The organism is Amycolatopsis dendrobii, from assembly GCF_014145675.1.
Classification (GTDB): domain Bacteria; phylum Actinomycetota; class Actinomycetes; order Mycobacteriales; family Pseudonocardiaceae; genus Amycolatopsis; species Amycolatopsis dendrobii.
The window spans coordinates 273,867-295,630 of sequence record NZ_JACGZW010000001.1; the positions used below are offsets into that span (position 1 = coordinate 273,867).

Consider the following 21,764-nt stretch of genomic DNA (forward strand, 5'->3'; position numbering starts at 1 on the left):
TTCAGCCCGCCGGGTATCCGGGCAGGGGCCAGGCGCGGCACAGTTCGACGACTTCGGCGTTGACCTCTGCCCGGATGCACGGGTCGAGCACATGGTCGCGGTCGTCGACGGGCTGGACGGCTCGCAGCACCCGGTCGGCCAGTCCGGCGCAGCGGGACATGTCGGCCGGGCGCGCGCCTCGCGCGGCGAGTGTGTTCGTGCCGATGCGCAGGCCGCTGGTGACCGCAGACGGGCGCGGATCGGCTGGGATGTGATTCTTGTTGACGATGATCCCGGCCGACTCGAGCGCCTTCTCGGCGACGAGGCCGCTGATGCCCAGCGGTGTGAGATCCAGCAGCACGATGTGGTTGTCCGTGCCGCCGGAGACGACTGTGTAGCCGAGCCTGCCGAAGGCGTCCGCGAGCGCCCGTGCGTCGTCGGCGATCCGGCCGGCCAGTTCGGCGAACGCCGGAGTGGCGCAGCGGCCGAGCGCGCATGCCTTGGCCGCGATGGTGTTGACTGCGGGCGCGCCCTGGAACAACGGGAAGATCGCGCGCTGTATCCGCGCCGCCAGCGTGGTGCCGCCGACCGGCCGGTCCCAGTCGCGGCCGCTGAGGATCAGCGCGCCGCGCGGGCCGAACAGCTGTTTGTGGGTGCAGGTGGTCGTGAGGTGCGCGTGGTCGATCGGGTTCTGGTGGCGCCCGGCCGCGACCAGTCCGGCGATGTGCGAGATGTCGGCGATCAGCATCGCGTCGACCTCGTCCGCGATCTCCCGGAACCGGCGGAAATCCACTGCTCTGGGGTAAGCGGTCGCACCGCAGACGATCACCTTGGGACGCACTTGATGCGCGATGGAGCGCACCTGGTCGTAGTCGATGCCGCCGTCGGGTCCCAGTCCGTAGCCGTGCGCATCGTAGAGCTGTCCGGACATCGACGCCGGCGCGCCGTGCGTGAGGTGACCGCCCTGCCGCAGTTCCATCCCGAGCAGCGGGTCTCCGGGCCGCATCAGCGCGGCCAGCACTGCCTCGTTCGCCACCGACGCCGAGTGCGACTGGACGTTGGCGTAGCGCGCGCCGAACAGCGCGCAGGCGCGGTCGATCGCCAGCTGCTCGATCTCGTCCACCTGCGCGCAGCCGGCGTGGAACCGCCGGCCCGGGTAGCCCTCGGCGGTTACGTTGACCGCGGGGCTGGCGCTGCATACCAGCACCGACGGGTCGACCACGCTGCACGAGGCGACCATGACCAGAGTGTCGGTTTGGCGCCGGTACTCCGCTTCGAGCATGCGGTAGAGGTCCGGGTCGGTGGTGCGCAGTCCGTCGATCCCGGCTCTGGCGAGGTCGGGCAGGCGCCCGAGGGCGGGGAATACGTTGCTGGTCATCAGGCCTCCGAGGGAACGTGGCGCGGCTGGTCTTTGATGCGAGCCCAGATCTCGGCGATGCGTGCGGACTGGCCGGGCTGCGGGTCGAGCGCGGCGACGGCGCGGCCGAGCCCGTTGACGGTGGGGTCTTCGAAAAACGCGCGGATCGGCACCTCGACCCGGAACACCGCCTGGAGCCGCAGCAGCACTTGGGTCGCGGCGAGCGAATGCCCGCCGAGCCGGAAGAAGTCGTCTTGCACGCCGATCGGCGACCGGTCGAGCACATCGGCGAACGCGCTGGCCACGACGCGTTCGATCGGCGTCCGCGGGGCGACGAACGGAGCGTCCTGCCCGTTGTCCTCGTCCGGCGGTTCGATCAGCCCCAGGTTCTCCACCCGGCCCGCCTCATCGGCTCGGGCGAGGATCCCGGTCCGTGCCCACGGTTCTGGATCTCCCGGCACGGCGACGAGATCAGCCAGGTCGTCGCGGCGCAGAAAGCCGTCCGCGACGAGCGGACCGGCGACGAGCAACTCGCCAGGGACGCCGGGTGGTGCCGGGCGGCCACGCAGGTCGAGGATCGCCAGCCGGGCGCCGGGCAACGGACGACCGGTATCCCAGTCGCACGACAGCGGTGCGAGACTGCCATCGCTGACGTCGGGGGACAGGTCGGCGAGGAGCACTTGCCGTCCGCGGAAGACGGCGGACAGACATCCGCGCACCGCGCGTTCAGTCCACAGCGGAGCATCGACCGGTCCGGCGTCGGCTGGTCCCGTCGCGACCGTGCGCGCGGCGAGGGTGTGCTTGCTGAGCACGATCCCCGCTGAGGCGTCGTCGGGGTAGCAGACCAGCGCCGTTTCCTCCGGCACGGACGGTTTGGCATCGAGCCTGTGCACGCCCTTGTCGTCGAGCAAGAAGGCGAGACGCGCGTCGGTGCGCACCTGCTCGTCCCACCAGTCCGGGCGGGCCGGGTCCATCGGCACGCACGCGGCGCCGGTGCCGAGCACGGCGAGCAGGCCGGCCATCCAGTCGCGGGCGCTGGTGACCCGCAGGCCGACCGTCATCCCGGGCCTCGCCTCGGCCAGGTCGGCGGCGAGGCGGTCGACCTGCTGGACGAGTTCGCCATAGGCGAGGCCTTCGATCGCGACGGTTGTGGGTGCATGGTCGCGGACGGCGCCCAGGACGTCGAGGATGTCTGGGACGTCCGCCGGCCGCGCGGCAACGGGCAGCGGACCAGACCGGAAGAAGGCGGACAGCGGACGGTCCGGCTCGCGCGCGACCGCCGCGAGCAGTTCGGCGAATTCCTCGCTGATGCGGACGATGGTGTCCGCGGCGAACAGGTCCCGGTTGTATTCGAAATAGCCTTCGAGCGCGTCGCTGGATTCCCAGAGCGACACGGTGAGTTCGAACATCGCGGTCTCTGTTTCGACGTCCACCAGATCGACGTCGAGGTCGGCGAGCCGGGGCCGCGACCGCGGTGCGTTCTGCAGCGCGAAGTTGACCTGGAACAGTGGGTTGCGTGCGAGGTTCCGGCTCGGCTGCAGCGTTTCCACGAGCAGTTCGAACGGCACGTCCTGATGGGCGTATGCGTCGACGCAGACCCCGCGGACGCGCGCGGCCAGTTCGGTGAACGTCGGGTCCCCGGTGAGGTCGACCCGCAGCGGGAGGGTATTGGCGAAGAACCCGATCAGATCCTCGGTCTCCAGGCGGGTGCGGCCGGACGTCGGGCTGCCGATCACGACGTCGTCGGCGTGGCTGCTCCGCCCGATCACGACGCCGAACGCTGCCAACAGCACCATGAAGAGCGTGCAATCGGCGGCACGGCACAGCTCCCGCAAGCCTCGCACCGCCGGTGCGGGCAGCTGCCAGGGCACGCTGGCGCCGGCGAACGTCTGCACCGGGGGCCGCGCGAAGTCGGCCGGCAGCCGGCGCGGCGAGGGATCGGCGAGCGTCTCTGCCCAGTGGTCCAGGGAGCCGGCGAGCTGGTCGGGTGTGCGGTGCGTGCGCTGCCACACCGCAAAGTCGGGGTACTGGATCACGGGATCCGCGACCGGGTCGGCCACACCGCGCAACGCGCTCGTGTACCCGGCCGCGATCTCGTCGGTGAGCACAGCCAGCGACCATCCGTCGACAACGATGTGGTGCATCACCAGCAACAGCACGTGCTCCGTTTCGCGGAGACGGTAGAGGGTGGCCCGCAGCATCGGCCCGCGCGCGAGGTCGAACGGCAATCGCGTGCGTTCGGTGAGTTCGTTCGCCAGTCCTTCGACTGTGGTGCCCGGCGTGCACTCGACCTGCTCGATGGAGACAGCGGCCGTGTCGGCGACCTGCTGGACCGGGCCGGCTTCGGATGTCGCGAAGGTGGTCCGCAGCGCGGCGTGGCGGCGGACGACAGCGTCGACCGCGCGGTCCAAGGCGTCGTGGTCGAGGTTGCCGCTGATCCGCACGGCGACGGGAACGTTGTACGTCGGAGTTCCCGGCCAGAGCCGGTCGAGGAACCACAGTTGTTGCTGGGCATAGGAAAGCGGGGCGGGATCGTCGCTCGCGACGGGGACGGGCGCGGGCACGAGGTCGCGCTCCCCGGCCAGTGCGTCGTCGACGACCTTCGCGAGGGCGCGGACCGTGGCGGCAGAGAACACCGATCGCACCGGTACGTCGACACCGAACGCCGCGCGGATTCGGGCCACCAGCTGGATGACGAGCAACGAATGCCCGCCCCGGGCGAAGAAATCGTCGTCCGGCGCGACGTGTCCGACGCCGAGAAGGTCGGCGAACATGCCCGCGAGCACCTGCCCGGTCGGCTCGGCGGACTCGCCGTCGCCAACCCCGTCGAGGTCGATTTCCGGCAGTGCGCTCGCGTCGAGCTTGCCGCGAGCGGTCAGCGGAAGTTCCGGCAGCCAGCAGAACGCAGCCGGGATCATCGCGCTGAGGAGCCGCTGCAGCAGTTCGTCGCGCAGCTCGCGAGCCGACGGCGGTGCGCCTGCGGCCACCAGATACGCGACGAGGGCGGGATCGCCGTCCGGGCGGCGTACTTCCCGGATCGCTGCGTCGGCGACGCCGCGGCAGGCGCGCAGCGCGGCCTCGATCTCGGCGATCTCGATGCGTACGCCGTGGATCTTCAGCTGGCGGTCGGCGCGGCCGGCGAACTCGAGCGTCCGGTCCGGCAGCAGCCGGGCGAGGTCGCCGGTGCGGTACGCCCGTGCCCCGGGCGCCTCGGCGAACGGGTCCGGCCGGAACCTGTCGGCGGTGAGACCCGGCTGTCCTGCGTAGCCTCGAGCGATGCCCGCGCCGCCGACGTGGATCTGACCGAGCGCGCCCGGCGGGGCAGGGTTGCCGTGCCGGTCGAGCAGATGCAGCGTCGCGTTCGGGATCGGGACGCCGATCGGGACGTCCGGGCGGTCGGTCGCGGTCGCTGCGCGGTGCGCGCTGCACCAGACTGTCGCTTCGGTCGGTCCGTATTCGTTGACGAAGGCGGTAGCGGGCAGCGCGGTGCGATGCGCCTCGTGCACCTCGCGCGGGCAGGCCTCGCCGGCGACCACGACCGAGCGCAACTCCGGCAGATCTCCAGGCTCAAGCAGACGCAGCAGCATCCGGTAGAGCGACGGCACGCTCTCGAAGTGGCTGATCCGGTGCGCGCGCAGCAGCTCAAGATGATGCTCCGGATCCTGCTCGTGCCCCGGCTCGGGCAGCACGAGCGTGCCGCCGTCGTAGAGCGTCCAGAACAGCCCGGCCACTGAGCTGTCGAATCCCAGCGACGAGATCAGCAGGAAACTCCGCACCCGATCCGGGAAGTACTCCCGCCGCGCATGGGTCGAGGCCACCAGATTGGCATGGCTGACGCCGATGCCCTTCGGCCGTCCGGTCGAGCCGGACGTGTACATCACGTAGGCGAGGTTGTCGGGCACTGCACGGGGCAAGGGCGCGCCGACGGGTGCTGCGTCGGGCACTTCGGTGAGCACGGTCGCGACCCGGGCGTCGCGCAGGATGTGCCCGACACGCTCCGGGGGCGCGTCCGGGTCGGTGAACACGTAAGCGCCGCCAGCCAGCAGCACTCCGAGGATTGCGGCGACAGCGTCGGCGGAACGGGGCATCGAGATGCCGACCGGTGTCTCGGGGCCGACGCCTTCCGCGACCAGGTGTTCGGCGACGGCGGTGGCGCGGCTGAACAGCGATCGGTAGGTCAGTGCGGTCGTTCCGGAGCGGACCGCCACGGTGTCTGGGCATTGCCTGGCGCGCTCCGCGATCAGCTCGGGCATCGTGCGGTCGGCGGGAAAGCTCGTTGTGGTCGCGTTCCACCGGCGGACCGCGTCGCGTTCCGGTCCGGTCTGCATGGCGAGGTCTCCGATTCGCCGCTCGGGCCGGCGCAGGGCATCGGCCAGCAGCGTCGCGAGATGATCCGCTAGTCGGGCGACAAGACCGCAGGTGAGGACGTCGGTGTTGTATTCCCACGACGCCACCCAGGCATCGCCGGACCGGGCGACGCGGAGCGCCAGGTCGAACGCGGCGCCGGGATGCGGCAGTGAGCGGCTGACGAGCGTGCTGGCACCGAGTCCCAGACAGACACCGGGTTCGTCGACGGCCAGTTCGGCCAGGCCGTCGTCGCCGGGTGCCTGTTCGAGGGTGAACATCACCTGGAACAGTGCGGGCCTGCTCGGGTCGACGCGATCTGCGCGGTCGGCGACGATCCTGGCCAGCGGATAGGCCTGGTGCGTCAGCGCGGCGTCGACCGTCTCGCGGTTGGCACCGAGGAGCGCACGGAACGTCGGATTGTCTCCGAGTTCGGCGCGTACGACCACAGTGTTGAGCAGGTACCCGCAGGTGGCAGCGAAGGCAGGGCGGCGGCGGTCGGCAACCGGCGTGCCGACTAGCACGCTGTCGACTCCCGTGTAGCGGTGCAGCACGGTTTGGAGAGCGGAGAGCACGACCAGGTACGGCGTGGCGCCTTCGGCCGTGGCGAGGTCGCGGACGGCGCGGGCGAGATCAGCTGAAAGCGTCTGCCGGTGCGTGGCGCCGGCATTGGTCTGGACTGGCGGTCGCCGACGCAGGTCCGGGAGATCCAGCGGGGGCAGGTCGCCGTTGAGCTGGTGCAGCCAGTACCGGCGCAGCTGCGCTCCTTTGGCAGCCAGGACTCCGGCATGATGGCTCGCATACGCGGTGAACGAAGGGCTGGCCGGCAGATCCGGGTCTGTGCCGGCCGCCAGTGCCGGATACGCCTGCTGCAGTTCGCGCACGAGGATCGGCAACGACCACAGGTCGACGGCGAGATGATGCGCGGCGAGCAGGAGTACCGGGCGGCCGTCGGCGGGGATGAGCAGAGACGCGGCGAAGAGCGATCCGCTTTCCAGGTCGAAGGGCCGCTGCGCGCACTCGGCCAGTCGCGCGTCGAGATCGCCGGTGACGTGCTCGACTTCGAGAACCGAGGCAGGGGCGGGCATCACCGCGCAGCGCGGACGGCCGTTTTCGTTGCCGAAAGCCGTGCGCAGCGCGTCGTGCCGGGCAACGAGCAGGCACAGCGCGCGGTCGAGGGCCTCGACGTCCAGTTCGCCGTCTTCGACGGTGAAGGCGCGGGCAAGCTGGTAGACGTGGCTGTCTGGCTCGAGTTGCTGCAGGAACCAGATCGCTTGCTGCGGCTCGGTAGGCAGGTCAGCCGCAGAGGCAGCTGCGACGGGAGCGGCTGGGGTTTCCGCAAGCCGGTCGGCGACGGCCGTCGCGAGGTCGGTCAGGGAGGTGGCGAGCGCGCTGGCGACCGGGAGCTCGATTCCGAGATCCGCCTCGATCCGGTGCAGCAACTCGACCGAGCCCACTGAGTCGAGGCCGAGCAGCGCCAGCGGACGGGTGGTGTCGATGCTGCTCGAGCCGACCGCGTGCTCGACGCTCTCGCGCAGGTAATCGAGGATCGCGGCGTGTTGTCGGTCGGCGAGCCGCTGCGGGCCAATCGGGGCCGGACTCGGGGCGCTGCTGTCCAGCCGCGGCAGCCGGTTGTCGAGATAGTCCTGGCGGCACGCGGATCTCCGCACTTTGCCGCTGGAGGTCTTGGGGATGCTTCCCGGCGGCGTCAGCACCACCTCACGGATCGGGAGGTCCAGTGAACCGCCGAGCGCGCGACGCAGGTCGGCTGCCACCGTGCCCGGTTCCGCGGCGCGGGAGAGTTCGGCAACGACCACGACCTGCTCGGATTCCTCGTCGTCGATCCCGAACGCGACGACTCGCCCCGGACGCACCGCGGGCTGCGCCTCGACCGCGGCCTGCTCGATGTCGTGCGGGTAGACGTTGCGTCCGCGGATGACGATGAGGTCCTTGCTTCGGCCGGTGACGTAAAGCTCGCCGTCGGCGAGAAAGCCGAGATCGCCGGTGTGCAGCCAGCCATCGGCGGCGAACGTCGGCTGATCCTGCTCGGCCTCGTCCCAGTACCCGTCGGCGACCGTTGGACCCGCGACGCGGATTTCTCCTATCGTGCGGTCCGCGACTGGCTCGCCGGACTCGGGATCCGCGACTGACACTTCGAGCGATGCCGGGACGACGCCGCAGCCGACGAGCGACAGCGAGTCCACTGTGGACTTCGGGGTCGTGGCAATCCCGTTCGCCAGCCCGTACGCGCTCACCTCGCGGACGCGGACGTCCTCGGAAGCGGGCTTGCCGGTGACGATGAGCGTCGCCTCGGCAAGACCGTAGCAGGGCAGGAACGCTCGGCGGCGGAACCCATACGGCGCGAAGGTCTCAGCGAACCGGTCCATAGTGGACGCACGGATCGGTTCGGCGCCGTTGAAGGCGACCCGCCAGCTCGACAGGTCCAGTCCGGCCGCAGCATTCGCGGCGAACTTGCGGGCGCACAGGTCGTAGGCGAAATTCGGGCCGCCGCTGGTCGTGATCCGGCGGTCGGAGATTTCGCGCAGCCACCACAGGGGCCGAGCGATGAAGTCGAGCGGTGACATGAGCACCACCGGGAAGTCGGCGAACAGCGGCTGCAGGACGCCGCCGATGAGGCCCATGTCGTGGTACAGCGGGAGCCAGCTCAGGCCGCGGCTTTCGCTGGATTCCCCGAAGATCTCGGTGATGAGACCGCTGTTGTGCAACAGGTTTTCATGGCTGAGCACGACACCCTTGGGCGTGCCGGTCGATCCGGAGGTGTACTGCAGGAACGCCGTGGCGCCGGGCTGGACGTCAGGACGTGCCCACGAGTCGGCCAGCGCCGGATCGACTGCGTCGCTCGCGAGCCATTCGAGCGGCGGCAGCCGGTTGCCGAGCGACTCCGCCAACGGCGTCAACGCGGTGGTGGTGAGCGCAGCGGCCGGACGCGCGTTGGCGATGACGGCGGCCAGCCGCGGCAGCGTCCGGTCGAGATCGGCCGGATCCGGAGGAAATACGGGAACGGCTTGCGCACCGGCGAACAGACATCCGAAGAACGCCGTGACAAACTCCGGCCCGTGCGGGTGCATCAGCAGTACCCGCGCGCCGGCCAGACCGCGCGCGGCGAGGTCGGCGCCGAGCGCGCGGGCCCGGTCGGCCAGCACTCGGAACGGCAGTTGAGTGCTGCCCTCCGGACCGGCGAACTCGTACCCGTGCGCCCGGTCTGCCCGGGCTAGGAGCAGATCGACCAGTGTGGTCACCGGCGGCATGTCCCACCTCGCAATGTCGGTCAGGCGTCCATCGCCTGGCGGAGGCTCAGCGGTCGCATGTCGGTCCAAACCTCGTTGATGTAGGCCAGGCATTCGGCTTTCGTGCCGGAGCGTCCGGTCAAGGTCCATCCGGCCGGCAGTTCGCGCTCTGCCGGCCAGATCGAGTACTGCTCCTCGTGGTTGACCACAGCCGCGTAGGTGGTGTTGTCGTCCTCGTCGTTCATGCGCGTCGTCCTTTCGGTCGGTCGAGCCCGGCTTGAACCGGGTCGAAATCGGTCGCGAGCACCGTCCTCAGCGAGGGCGGTGCGTTGAGAAAGCTGAAGTGCCCGCCTTCGAGCCGGTGGTGGCGCACCGTGCCGTAGGCGTCCCAGCCGCGCATGGACTCGGCGGGGACTTCTCTGTCCTCGGACCAGGCGAGGACAGAGAGTGCGACGCCGAGCGGCTCGGGCGCGGGTGGCTGGTAGCGCCGGTGGATCTCGACGTCGGCCCGGAGCACGCGCACGCCGAGGTCGATGAACGCGGGTGCCGGATCGCCGCCGAGTTGCCGGATCAGCGTCGCCAGTTCGGTCCGCAGAGCCTCGTCGTCCAGCCGGAGGAACCGCGACGGCGGACCGTCGTCAGGCGCGGGCTGAGCCGAGACGAACAGCCGTGCCGGCGCGGTCCCACGGCCGTGCAGTCGTTGCGCAGCAACGAATGCGGCGACGGCGGAACCGCAATGCCCGAAGAGGGCGAACGGGCGGTCCAGCAGCGGTGCCAGCGCGTCGGCGAGTTCGTCGGCGAGTTCTTCGAACGTGGGCGGCAGCGGATCGCGCAGCCGGTTCTCCCGCCCGGGCAGTTGCACCGGGCACAGCTCCGTGGTGCCGAGATAGCGTGGCCAGTTCCGGTACATGCTCGCGCCGCACCCGGGGTAGGGCAGGCAGAATACCCGGGCGCGCGCTCGGGGGCTCGGCGTGCGCAAGAGCCAGCGGTTCGCGCGCGCGGTCGTCGCAGGGCTCATGACGCGGCACCCGAGCCCGGGCCGGCCGCTGGGGCCGGCCGGCCGCGTCCGGCAGTGGTGAAACAGCCGGCAACGGCCATCAGCAGTGTCAGACCGCCCAGCGCGGCGAGCACCAGAGTGGTCGGCATGTGCTCGGCTGCGGTGGTACTGGCGAGGCTGCCGCCGAACCGGGTCGCCAGCACGACCGTGAGCGCTGCCGCGGTGGCCCGGCCGATCAGCCGCTGCGGCGTCCGCACCTGGCGCGTCGACATGATCAGGATGCCAGCGAGGATCTGCCCGAACCCGAACACCACCGCGAGCACGGCGACGGCCGCGATCGTGTGCGCGAACCCTGCCATCGCCAGCGCGACGCCCTGGACAGCGATGCCGAGCAGGACCGCCCTCCCCACGCCGAGACCCTTGTCCAGCCGGGACGCGGACACCGCCGCGAGAACCGCGCCGACACTGCCGAGTGTCAGCATCAGGCCGACCGCGGCGCTGCCCTGCCCGAGGTCGTGGCGCAGGTAGTAGATGAACAGGGTCAGCGCGCCGGCCGCGAGCACGGTGTTGCCGACCTCCAGCACCGTGAGCGTTCGGAGCAGCCGGTCCTGCCAGAGGAAGCGCAGGCCCGCCAGTTGCTGGCGCGGCGCGCTGGCGGACGCTTCGTGCTCGGGCGCGACGCTACGGGCGGGACGGATCAGATACCACGCGACGGCCGCGACGGCGAACGTCAGCGCGTTGACCCCGATCGAGTTCTCCTCGCCGATGGCCGCGACGGCGAGCCCGGCGATCGCGGGCCCGATGCCGTAGGACACCTCGATGCAGGTGGTGAGGGCCGCGTTCGCCTTCACCAGCCGATCTGGCGGCACGATCTGTGGCAGCACGGCGCGCATCGCGACCTCGTAGACCGACGACAGCGCCGAGCTGAGCGCGACGATCGGGTAGATCAGCCAGATCGCCCATCGGGTCCAGGACTCGGACGGGATCAGCCACCACACCACCGGAATCGCCCCGCCCAGCACGAGTTGCCCGACGTCGCAGGCGATCAGCAGGCGCCGCCGGTCCACGCGGTCGACCACCGGTCCGGCCAGCGTGCTCCCGGCGAGTTGCGCGACCGACGAGACCGCGACGACCACACCCATCTGCGCGACCGAGCCGGTGAGAGCGAGCACGAGCAGCGGCATCGCGACGTTCGAGAACGCGTCCCCGAATGCGGAAACAGCTTGTCCGGTGATTTGCATCGGGAGCGGGTGACGGCGGATTCCGGCCAGGACTCCCTGGCCGTCCGGGCCCGTCCGGGCACCGGGCGGCGCGGCGCGGGCAAGGCCTCGCTGCTGTCCGGGCAGGTCAGACCCGGTCTTGTCGGGTGCGGGCATAGCGGGTCCTCCGACCGTCGGCGAGGGGCAGGCCAAGCGCGACCGGCACTAGTCGAGCGCGGACACAAGGATGCCCGCGAGTTTTTCTGCGTGGCTTTCCGAAAGCAGGGTGAAGTGATTTCCCGGAATGACAGAGACGGCGAGCCGGTCGAGGAGATGGCACCAGCCGCGGTCGGCGGTGTGATAGCACATGGGCAGTGCATCGGCGCCAGGGAAGTCCTCGGCGGCATGCAGCAGGGTGACCGGGCCGTCGAAGGGATCCGGGCGGTAGTCGAGGAAAGTCAGGCGGTTGCGGTCCAGCAGCGTGTGCAGTTCTTCCCCGGTTCCGCCTTCGAGTTCGGCTATGTCCATCGCCAGAATGGCCGCGCGCGCCTGGTCGTGTTCGGGGCCCGGGCCGAGCGCGGGCGGCGGAAGCAGGGTGTCGAGCAGCAGGAGAGCGGGCAGGACACCGCCGCGGGCGCGCCGCCGGCGGGCCATTTCGAGGGCGACGCAGCCGCCCATCGACCAGCCCGCGAGCACCAGCGGGCGGCCTTCGGCCAGCGGATCGACCAGGTCGAGGTAACGCTCGGCGAACTCGCCGATGGCCGTAGGCACCGGAACGGGCGTGCGGTCGGTGACTTGGAGGGCGTAGACGGAGTAGGCGTCGCGCAGGTGCCGGGCCAACGGCACGAACGGCAGGGCCGATCCGCTGACCGCGTGGATCAGCACCATCACCGGCTTGTCCGGCCGCGGGTACAGCTCGACGAGATGGCCGGTCGCGGCGCCTGCCCCGGCTCGCATGCGGTCGGCGAGTTCGCCGACAGTGGCCGTGAGCAGGTCGACGGGATCCGGTTCGGCCCCCAGTTCGGCGTCGCAGATTTCGATGAGGCTGAAGGCGAGCAGCGAATGCCCGCCCAGTTCGACAAAGTTGTCGGCGAGCCCGATCCGGTCGACGGCGAGCACGCGACGGAAGACGTCGATCAGCCGCGCGTCGAACTCGTCGCGCGGCGGCACGGTTTCCCGTTCGTCATCGTCGGCCGCTTGCAACGCGTTCAGCAGTGCGCGCTGGTCGGTCTTGCCGTTGACATTCGCCGGGACTGCCTCGATCTCGACGATCTTCGCGGGGAGCATGTGCGACGGCAGCAGAGTGGCGGCGTGGGCGAGCACGTCTTCGGCATCGAGCAGGCAGCCCGGTGCGGGAACGGCGAACGCGACCAGGCGCGGATTGCCGTCCCCCTCGGCCAGCACGACGCAGTCGGCCACCGACGGATGCTCGGCCACCACTGCCTCGACCTCTGCGGGCTCGATCCGCATCCCGCGGATCTTGACCTGCCGATCGATCCGGCCTAGATGATCGAGGACGCCGTCGTCGCGGTAGCGGCAGAGGTCGCCGGTGCGGTACATGCGCGAACCCGGCGGACCGTACGGATCGGGCAGGAACCGTTCTGCCGTCTGGTCGGGACGGCGCCAATAGCCTTGCGCGACACCGACTTCGCCGCCCAGATAGGCCTCGCCGGGGATGCCGACCGGGCGGACCCGGAGGCCGTCGTCGAGGACGTAGAGCCGGAAGTGTTCGGCCGGACGGCCGAGCGGGACACGGGGGGAACCCGGGTCGGGCGGCAGCACCATGTCGGTGACGCAGCCGGCCTCGGTGGGCCCATAGCAGTTGATCAAGGCCGCGGAAGACCGTTCGTGGAACGCGTCGCGGATGCGCGGCGTGACCGGTTCGCCACCGCAGAACACCCAGCGAAGGGCCGTGCAGCGCACGGGTGAAAGATGCTCCAGCAGCGAGTGCATGATCGTCGGGATGAGGAAGACGGTCGTGACGCCGTGCCGGTCCATCAGTTCGGCCAGATGGCGCGGGTCGCGATGGCCGCCGGGACGGCAGATAACCACGCGGGCCCCGAAGTACAGCGGCCAGAACAATTCCCAGATGGAGACGTCGAAGCCGTAGGAGGTCTTGAAAAGCGCGGTGTCGCCGAGGCCGAACGGGTAGAACCGCTGCAGCCAGAGGATGTTGGCGATCGCGCCGTCGACCGGGTAGGCGACGCCCTTGGGGCGGCCGGTCGATCCCGAGGTGTAGAGCAGGTGCAGCAGACTGCGCTCCGAGCCGCTCGGCACCAGATCGGAACCGGGGAGACCGGACCACGCGGAGGCGTCCCGCTCGACGTCTACGACGCGAGGGCCATTGGCGGGCAGTCGTGATTTCGTCGCGGTGTCGGCTAAAACGAGCAGCGGGTCGGTGTCGTCGAGGACGAACGCGAGCCGGTCGTCGGGCAGTTCGCTCTCGAGCGGCACGTACGTTGCCCCGGATTTGGCGACCGCGTGCACTGCCACGAACTGCTCGATGCCGCGTTCGAGAGCGAGCGCGACGCGGGTGGCCGGTCCTGCGCCAGCTTGGCGCAGGTACCGGGCCAGCCGGTTCGCCCGGGCGTTGAGCTCCGCATAGGTGAGAGAGACGCCGTCTTCGTCTTCGATCGCGACGGCGTCGGGCGTCCGGCGGACCTGCTCCTCGAACGGCGCGGTGACAGTGCGGTACCGGTGCCGCGGCCGTGCGTAAGGGTTGAGGTCGTTGAGGATCCGTTTTTCTTCTGCTCTCGGTACCAGAGCCGCCGCCGCGATCGGCCGATCGGGCGCCGCGGTGAACTCGTCAAGCAGATGGGCATAAGTGGCGGCATCGAGCCTTGGTCCCGGACCAGTCGCCGGACGGGTGGTCACCTCGAACCCCCCGGCGGTTTCGGTGCAGGTCACAACAGGTGCGGATGGGTCGGGAACCACTGTGGCCGCACCGAGTGCGAACCACGCGACGGCCGCTCTCTCGTCGTGTACACAGTGGACTGCACTGGACGCGGACCCGCGTTGGATCAGTTCCGCGACGTGTCTTGTCAGTTCGCGAAAAGTTGTCCGGTCGTGAGCGCTGGCGTGCAGGACCGTCGAGGCGACGCCGCCATCCGGGCCGGGCCGGAGGTAGCAGGTCGGGTCCGGCGCGCCGGTGAGCCGGGCGGTGGCGGCGAGGTGTGCCGACAGCAGCGGTGCGGCCAGGTCGACGTTCTCGCTCGATGCGAGTGCGCGCAACCGCTGGCGAGTCACCGCGGACAGCGTCGCTGCGTGAACCCCCTGCCGGGCAAGGATTTCCGGTGCCCTTCCGGGCGATTCGATCTCGGGACGAGTGCGAAGATCGTCCATGTGCACCCCCAGCAATGCGACAATCCCGATCGAAGTAAACGTCGGAATGTGTTTTGCTGTCAAGGCTTGTCCCTGGGTTGTTCATCGCCTATTGTCGCCGTTGCTGGGGTATCGCGATATTAGGGGGCAGGGCGGGGGTGGCCGCCGCTCCGGCGAGCTTTGATCACCATTTTGATGATCCGCTCGCCCGCTGGGTTTCTGATCGGTGATCGTCTCCGCTGTGTCGGCGCTCTCGTGTCGAACGGTGCTGCCGATTCGGGAAAAAGTCGTGTTTGCATGGGGGTTTCGTGTTTCAAGATGCCGGGTGGGCACCGTGAGCGAAGCAGTGGCGGAAGGCCGCACGACGGCTGGAGACGAGTGGTTCTCCGCGTCCGAAATGATCATTTCTGCGGCTCGGGAACATTCTGGACGAATTGCGGTCATCGATGCCGACGGTAGTGAAATCAATTATGCGGACATGTCCGCTAATGTGCTGTCGCTCGCCGGAAAACTGCGCGATCTTGGTGTCGGCCCAGACCGGATGGTTGCGGTTATGCTACCCCGATCGGCCTACTCGGTCGCTGCCGTCGCAGCGATTCTGGCTGCGGGCGGAACGTACTGCCCGCTGGACGGGTCGGCACCGCGGCGGCGCACCGCCGGCCTGCTAGCCGCGCTGGCTCCGACGGTCGTGCTGACCGACGGCGGCATCCCGGCGGGGCTGCCGCGAGGAGCAGCCGTCCTCGACCCCGCCGGCGGGATTCTTTCGGCGTCGCAAGAGGGAACTGTTGCTCCTCCGCCGGGGGAGCCGAGACGCGACCATCTCGCGTACGTCATCCATACCTCGGGTTCGACGGGTCACCCCAAGGGTGTCGCGATGACCCACCGCGGGCTGAACAGGCTGCTGCGCTGGCAGGTGGCGAGCGGTCCTGCGGAGCTCCGCACCCTTCAGTTCACCGCGACCGGCTTCGACGTCACGTTCCAGGAAGTTCTGTCAACCCTGGCCACAGGCGGAACCCTGGTCATCCCGACCGACGAACAGCGGCGCAACCCGGCGCGGCTGCTCGACGTGGTGCGGGAGCGCGGCATCCAGCGTCTGTTCCTGCCGTATGTCGCCCTGCAGCAGCTGGCTGTCGTGGCGCAGACGACCGGCGAGTTCCCCGAGACGCTCGAACACGTCGTCACCGCGGGGGAGCGGCTGATTGTCACCGACGCGATCGCGGAGCTGTTCGCCAAGCTGCCCGGATGCCGGCTGGACAATCACTACGGCCCGACCGAGGCGCATTTGGTCACTGCCGGGACGCTTCCAGCAGACCGGGCGGCTTGGCCGCAGCTGCCCTCGATCGGGCGGCCGGTGGACGGCGTCGGCTGCCGGGTGCTGGACTCCGGCCTCGAGCCGGTCCCGGACGGGAAAACCGGCGAACTCTACGTCAGCGGCGCCGGTCTCGCGCGCGGTTACCTGGGCGACCCGGCGCTGACCGCCGCTCGGTTCCTCCCCGATCCCTTCGGACAGCCCGGGGCGCGGATGTACCGGACCGGCGATCTGGTCCGGACCGGAGACGACGGGGAGTACGAGTTCGTCGGCCGCGCGGACAGACAGCTGAAGGTCCGGGGTTTCCGGGTCGAGCCGGCCGAAGTCGAAGCGGCGATCCTGGGTCATCCGCGCATCACCGGCGCGGCGGTCGGCTTGCGCGAGGTCGCCCGCGGCGTCCCGGCGCTCGTCGCCTACGTGACCGCAGAAGGGCCGCTGGCGCACCAAGCGCTCGTCGGCTTTCTGCACGAGCGGCTGCCCGTCTACTTGATTCCTGCGCGGACCCTGGTCCTGCCGACGCTGCCGGTCGGAGCCAACGGCAAGGTCGACGCGAAGGCTTTGGCTGCTGTCGAGCTCCCCGCCTCGTTCGAACACGCCGTGGACACTGAAGTCACGGCGGATCTGGTGGCGGAGATCTGGGCCCGCGTGCTCGGCCACGACGATTTCGAACCGGACGACGACTTCTTCGACGTCGGCGGTGACTCGCTGCTCGCCTCGTGGGTGGTCGCCGAACTGGGGCAGGCGCTCGGCCGCCCGGTGGACCTGTCGCTCTTCTTGGAGGACAGCACCGTCGATGATCTGGTCGCCGCGCTGGCGCGGACCGTCCCGCAGGCCCCGGGAGAACGGCCGGCTTCGCAGATCGTGACGCTGCGGGCCGGGCCCTCGACCCGTGCGCTGTACCTGCTGCATCCCCTCGGCGGCGAATTGGTCGGCTACCGCGAACTCGTCAAGGCGACGCGCTCGCCGTTGCGCGCTCTGGGCGTCGGATGGGCCGGCGAGCCGCCCGCGCCGGGGACCGCGCTGCCGGACATCGCGGCCGTGCACTTCGCGCAGCTGCGGACGATTCAGCCGCACGGGCCCTATCTGCTCGCGGGTTGGTCGTTCGGCGGTGTGCTCGCCTACGAATTGGCCCGGCAGTTGGCGGCCGCGGGGGAGGAGGTCGAGTTCCTCGGGCTGCTCGACGCGAATCCGGTCCTCGACCCGCTGACCGCGCTTCCGCTCGGCGAAACCCGGCACGCCGGCGTGCTGGCCGCCGCCCTCGACCGGCTCGCCGACGGCGCGGATCTCGCGGCGCTGAGCCGGGACGGATCGTGGACGAGCCTGATGGGTGCGCCGGTCCCCGAGGGCGCGCCCGCCGAGCACCTGCGCCGCAGCCTGGGGATCGCGCACACGTGCATGCGGGCCGCGATGGACTACCGGCCGGCAGCCTACGCGGGGCCACTGGACCTTTTCCAAGCCGCCGACGCCCCGCATGGCAAGCAGGCCGAGCTCGCCGGCGTGCTGCGGCGGTTGTGCACGGGCCGGTTCACGGCGACGACCGTCCCCGGCGACCACTGGGGGATCACACGAGAGCATGCCGGGGCGACCGCCGCGGCCATCGACAGCGCACTGGAACGGGCGGGTGAGCAGAATGGACACCATTGATCTCGAGGCCGAAAAGCACGTCTTCGACCGGCAGGGGTACATCGGCCCGTACACGCTCTGGGAACCCGAGGTGATGACGGCCTGGTGGAAGCAGCAGCGCAAGCAGTTGCTCAATCCCGCCGGGCCTTCGCGCAAGGTCTTCGACAACCCGGTCAACTACGACCGGCACCTCGACATCGGCGGCCTGGGCAAGATCATCACCGAACCGGCCATCGTGCGCCGGATGCAGGCGCTGATCGGCCCGGACATTCAGTGCTGGCGAAGCGAGTTCTTCCCGAAGAACCCGGGCGACTCCGGCACCGGCTGGCACCAGGTCGAGACCTACGCGATCGGCGAGACGGCCAAGGGCATGCTCGAGCCGACCGAGCACTCGCCGGAGAACCCGATGGAGCTGACCGCCTGGGTCGCCTTCACTGAAGCTGCCAAAGAGAACGGCTGCATGAAGGTCCTGCCCGGCAGCCACCGAAAGTGGCGTTATGACGAAACCGCACCGATGAAGTGGAACAACGCGCGCGCCGACGCCTCGTTCTTCGGATACGACTACAACGACATCAAGATCGATCAGAACTGGAATCCTGACGAGCAGAACGTCACGCACCTCGAGATGCGGCCGGGACAGTTCATCATCTTCACCGCGAGGTGCATCCACGGGTCCAACCCGAACATCAGCAACCGCCAGCGGATGGGGTTCGCGATCCGGGTGGTGCCCACGCACGTCCGGGTCTACGGCGGCATGACCGAGTTCGACGAGTTCGGGCACCACTTCGACCTCTCGCGCCACGGCTGTGTGCAGATCGCGGGCAAGGACGAGTACGGGCTCAACCGGATCGCGACGGAAAACGCGTGGGGGGAACCCTTCGCCACCCTCTCGTAAGGACGGTCGGATCATGCGCACGCAACACATCGGCTCCCTCGAACTCGATCGGGCCCGGCTGGCCGAAGACCTGGAAACCAGCGCCGGATTCCGCTATTCGGAGGCCTACAGCGACTATCTGTGCGGCGGCCCGTGGAAGAGCGCGGTGCTCTGGGCCGCGTCCGGGGACAGTGGCGACGGCCTGGTGACGAACTACGACTACGCCAAGGCTCCCGACCTCACTGACTACGGCAAGCAACTGCCCTACATCTGGGGCCTGGTGGCGGATCTGGTCGACCTCACCCGGCTGAATTTCGCGCGGCTGGCGGTGATCTCCGACAGTGTGATCATCCCGCACCGCGACCTGCTCGAGCTCGAAAGCATCCCGGGGGAGTCGCGCAACGCGCACCGGATGCACATCCCGCTGGTCACCAACGACCGCTGTTTCTTCAGTTCGGGCAACGAAGTCTACCGGATGGCCGAGGGCGAGGTCTGGTTCTTCGACGCCGCGCAGGTGCACTCGGCTGCGTCGTTGTCCAGCACGCCTCGCGTGCACCTGATGCTCGACTTCACCGATCAGGAAAGCGACGAGCCGCTGGTGAAGTTGCCGTACCGCGTCGACGGCGGGATTCCGGCGGACCGCGTGGAGCGTCGCCCGCCGATGTCCGAAGAGGAACGGGCAGAGCTGCTGGGTCTCGCGCCGCTGATCACGATGGACAACTACCGCGACGTGTTCAGCATCGTCATCAAGAAGCACTTCCGCGCGGACGGCGGGGACGACTTCGTCTGGCGCACCATGCGGGAGATCGCACGGGCCGGCCGCGATCCGGCGGTCGCTGCCCGCATCGACGAAATGCAACGGTACTTCACCTTGGAGCGATCCGCGTAGGGAGTGGTTCACGTGACGACGACAATGCCGCTGGCAGAACAGCTGGCCGAGAGCGCGGCGCACGCCGAGTTCGCCGGCCATCCGTTCTTCCGCAACGTCAAGGCCGAGGACTGGGACCGGGACAAGGTCGCGGTCCTGCTCGGGCAGTGGTGGCATCCGCTGCACTACTTCCCGACGTTCTTGGCCCGCTGTGTCGCGGTCCTGCCCGACATCGCCTCGAAGAGCGCGATCACGCTGATCCTCAACCAGGAGGCGGGCGGGGGCAAGGAAGCGATGGCACACGAGGTGATCTACGCCGATTCGATGGAGCGCGCAGGATTCGCCCGCGCGGCCGTGACCGGCACCGAGCCGTTCGCCGAGACCGCGGAGCTCGTCGCAGGGTACGAACGCGGCTCAGCTGGATGGAAGTCGGCGCTGGGCTACATCTACGCCACCGAAACCACAGATCTGCTGATGGTCTCGAGCATCGGCCAAGCGGTCGCCGCGGTGACCGGCGGCGCCGACAACGAGTGGGTGCGGATCCACGTCCAGCAGGAACCCGACCACGTCGAGGAGGCCGAACACGCGCTGCTGACCGGGTTCGCCCCCGACGTCGAAGCGGAGGTGCTGGCCGGCGCCGACGAGATGTGGCGGCTGTGGACGAGGTTCTTCGACCGCCTTGTCGCCGAGACCGGCATGGCGAGCTGACTGGAGGAGGTGGGTGCGGTGCAGGACGACGTACGGGCGACATACCTGCGATTCCCCGGGTGGACGCAGCATTTCTGGACGTGGCAGACCGGGAAGGCGCTGCCCGGTCAACGGCCGCTGATCCGGCACAGCTGGGCCTCCTATGTCGCGCTCACCCTGATCGTCTACGTCGCTGGCCTGTCGTTGTCGGCCTACGCGGTCGCCGCCATGTTCCCGTTGTGGTATTTGGCGCTGCTGGGCGGCTGGATCCTGACCCTGTCCGGCGCCCGCACCATGGTGCTGGTGATCGCGCACCAGGCGCTGCATCGGAGGTTCTCGGGCAGCGCTCGGACCGATTGGTTCTTCGGCGAGCTGGTCACCGTGCTGACGGTGTTCCAGAACTTCCAGGCGTTCAAGGACGAGCACTTCGACTCGCACCACCGTCGCGAGGTGTTCGCGACGCTGGACGATCCGCCGGTGCAGGTGTTGCTGGGCCTCGGCTTCCGGCCTGGAGTGCCGAAGCGGCGGCAGTGGCGGCGGGCATGGCAGGTGTTCCTGTCGCCGAAATTCTACTGTCTCGGTTTCTTCGACCGTGCGAAGTGCAATGTGCTGACCGGAACCTGGCGTCGGGCGGGGTTCGCGCTGTGGGCCGGATTCTGGCTGTCGACGCCGTTCTGGCTGCCGCACGGCGTTCTCGTGCTGCTGCTGGCGTTCGTCGTCCCAGTGATCCTGCTGGCCCAGCTGTCCGCCCTGCTCGACAAACTGGGCGAGCATGCCTGGCTGACCCCGCCGAATCCCGACCACCCCGGGAAGTTCTACACAGTCGAGGCGACCGCAGCGCGCTACTGCGGCAGCCCGGTTCCCGCGAAGGGGACGCCGATCGGAAGGCAGACGCTGGGGTGGGTGCGGTGGACGGCGGCAACGCTGTTCTACCACCTGCCGTGCCGGCTTACGGTGATCGTGGGCGACCTGCCCAATCACGATTTCCACCATCGCTATCCGGCCACGCCGGACTGGACCACGGCGGCGTACGCGCGGCAGACCGACATCGACGAGGGCCCGGAAGGGCCGCCGTACAGCGAGGTGTGGGGGATGGGCGCGGCCATCGGCCGGGTGCTGGCCCGGCTGGAGGAGGTGCCGCCCGATGCGAGCCTGGCTCGTTGACACTTTCGCCGACGCGCGATTCCTCGGCAACCCGGCCGCCGTCGTCCTCGGCGACGATCTGCCCGGGGCCGAGCGCATGCAGGCAGTGGCCCACCGGCTCGCCGAGCCGACGACGGCATTCCTGGCGCCCGCCGGCCCGGGGGAGTACCGGATCCGCTGGTTCACCCCGCACAAGGAGATCAACCTGTGCGGGCACGCGACGATCGCCAGCGCGGGGTTCCTGTTCGAGACCACGGGACGCTCCACGCTGTCCTTCGTCAGCAGGAACGGCACGCTGTACACCGAACGCCGCGACGATCGCATCGCGATCGACATGCCTCGTTCGGACGTGGCGCAGTGCGCGCCGCCGGACGGGCTGCGCGGGGCGATCGGGACCGATTTCGTCGCCTGCGCAGCCTCCAGCGACGACCTGCTGATCGAAGTCGCTTCGGAAGCCGCGGTCGTCGCGACCGCGCCCCGGTTCCGGGCGCTCGCGGACTTCCCGTTCCGCGGTCACATCGTGACGGCGGCCGCGGATCGCCCTGAGGCGGATTTCGTGTCCAGGACTTTCTTCCCGTCGCTCGGGGTCGACGAGGACCAGGTGTGCGTTTCTGCGCATTGCAAGCTCGGGCCCTACTGGGCGGGCAGGCTCGGCCGGACCGCGATGTCGGGGCTGCAGCTTTCGGAACGGGGCGGCCGGCTCGACGTCGAGGTCGGCGGCGACCGGGTGAAGATTTTCGGGACGGCGCGCCTGCGCCCGTCCCCGGTGGCGGTGCCGGAAACCGGCGAGATCGCCGCGTTCGGCTGAGCGCGGG

General features: G+C 69.6%; 12 protein-coding genes. 6 read left to right on the forward strand and 6 right to left on the reverse strand.

Annotated elements, in window-relative coordinates; genetic code table 11:
- Position 1 precedes the first annotated feature (1 nt).
- From glyA to H4281_RS01270, 6 genes are read right to left on the reverse strand one after another with little or no spacing between them, the layout of a single operon-like run.
- Positions 2–1,357: a serine hydroxymethyltransferase gene (gene glyA / locus H4281_RS01245; RefSeq protein ID WP_182888990.1), complete on the reverse strand. Its 1,356-nt coding sequence runs from the start codon at positions 1,355–1,357 to the stop codon at positions 2–4.
- The gene (locus H4281_RS01250) at positions 1,357–8,940 is read right to left on the reverse strand and encodes a non-ribosomal peptide synthetase (protein WP_182888991.1); all 7,584 of its coding nucleotides are present in this window, start codon (positions 8,938–8,940) and stop codon (positions 1,357–1,359) included. The genes glyA and H4281_RS01250 overlap by 1 nt, the downstream gene beginning before the upstream one ends.
- Before the next feature lie 29 nt (positions 8,941–8,969).
- Positions 8,970–9,173: an MbtH family protein gene (locus H4281_RS01255; protein ID WP_182888992.1), complete on the reverse strand. Its 204-nt coding sequence runs from the start codon at positions 9,171–9,173 to the stop codon at positions 8,970–8,972.
- Positions 9,170–9,946, reverse strand: a complete 777-nt coding sequence (locus H4281_RS01260) for a thioesterase II family protein (RefSeq protein ID WP_182888993.1) — start codon at positions 9,944–9,946, stop codon at positions 9,170–9,172. The genes H4281_RS01255 and H4281_RS01260 overlap by 4 nt, the downstream gene beginning before the upstream one ends.
- Complete coding sequence (locus H4281_RS01265; protein ID WP_182888994.1) at positions 9,943–11,301, reverse strand: MFS transporter; 1,359 nt, start codon at positions 11,299–11,301, stop codon at positions 9,943–9,945. The genes H4281_RS01260 and H4281_RS01265 overlap by 4 nt, the downstream gene beginning before the upstream one ends.
- Positions 11,302–11,349: 48 nt before the next feature.
- The gene (locus H4281_RS01270) at positions 11,350–14,370 is read right to left on the reverse strand and encodes a non-ribosomal peptide synthetase (protein ID WP_182888995.1); all 3,021 of its coding nucleotides are present in this window, start codon (positions 14,368–14,370) and stop codon (positions 11,350–11,352) included.
- Between the two features lie 472 nt (positions 14,371–14,842).
- On the opposite strand from H4281_RS01270, the gene H4281_RS01275 reads away from it, so the two are divergent.
- Genes H4281_RS01275 through H4281_RS01300 form a run of 6 tightly spaced genes read left to right on the forward strand, consistent with a single transcriptional unit; the run spans position 14,843 to position 21,757 of the window.
- Positions 14,843–17,398: an amino acid adenylation domain-containing protein gene (locus tag H4281_RS01275; RefSeq protein ID WP_182889499.1), complete on the forward strand. Its 2,556-nt coding sequence runs from the start codon at positions 14,843–14,845 to the stop codon at positions 17,396–17,398.
- A complete protein-coding gene (locus tag H4281_RS01280) occupies positions 17,385–18,272 on the forward strand; it encodes a chlorinating enzyme (protein ID WP_182888996.1) in 888 nt (295 codons plus the stop codon). The genes H4281_RS01275 and H4281_RS01280 overlap by 14 nt, the downstream gene beginning before the upstream one ends.
- Before the next feature lie 13 nt (positions 18,273–18,285).
- Positions 18,286–19,140, forward strand: a complete 855-nt coding sequence (locus tag H4281_RS01285) for an aspartyl/asparaginyl beta-hydroxylase domain-containing protein (protein ID WP_182888997.1) — start codon at positions 18,286–18,288, stop codon at positions 19,138–19,140.
- A 12-nt stretch (positions 19,141–19,152) separates the two neighbouring features.
- Positions 19,153–19,827 carry an iron-containing redox enzyme family protein gene (locus H4281_RS01290; protein ID WP_182888998.1) on the forward strand — a complete coding sequence of 225 codons (675 nt, stop codon included), beginning with the start codon at positions 19,153–19,155 and terminating at the stop codon, positions 19,825–19,827.
- An 18-nt stretch (positions 19,828–19,845) separates the two neighbouring features.
- Positions 19,846–20,970, forward strand: a complete 1,125-nt coding sequence (locus H4281_RS01295) for a fatty acid desaturase (protein WP_182888999.1) — start codon at positions 19,846–19,848, stop codon at positions 20,968–20,970.
- The gene (locus H4281_RS01300) at positions 20,951–21,757 is read left to right on the forward strand and encodes a PhzF family protein (RefSeq protein WP_182889000.1); all 807 of its coding nucleotides are present in this window, start codon (positions 20,951–20,953) and stop codon (positions 21,755–21,757) included. Before H4281_RS01295 ends, H4281_RS01300 begins: the two co-directional genes overlap by 20 nt.
- Positions 21,758–21,764: the final 7 nt, after the last annotated feature.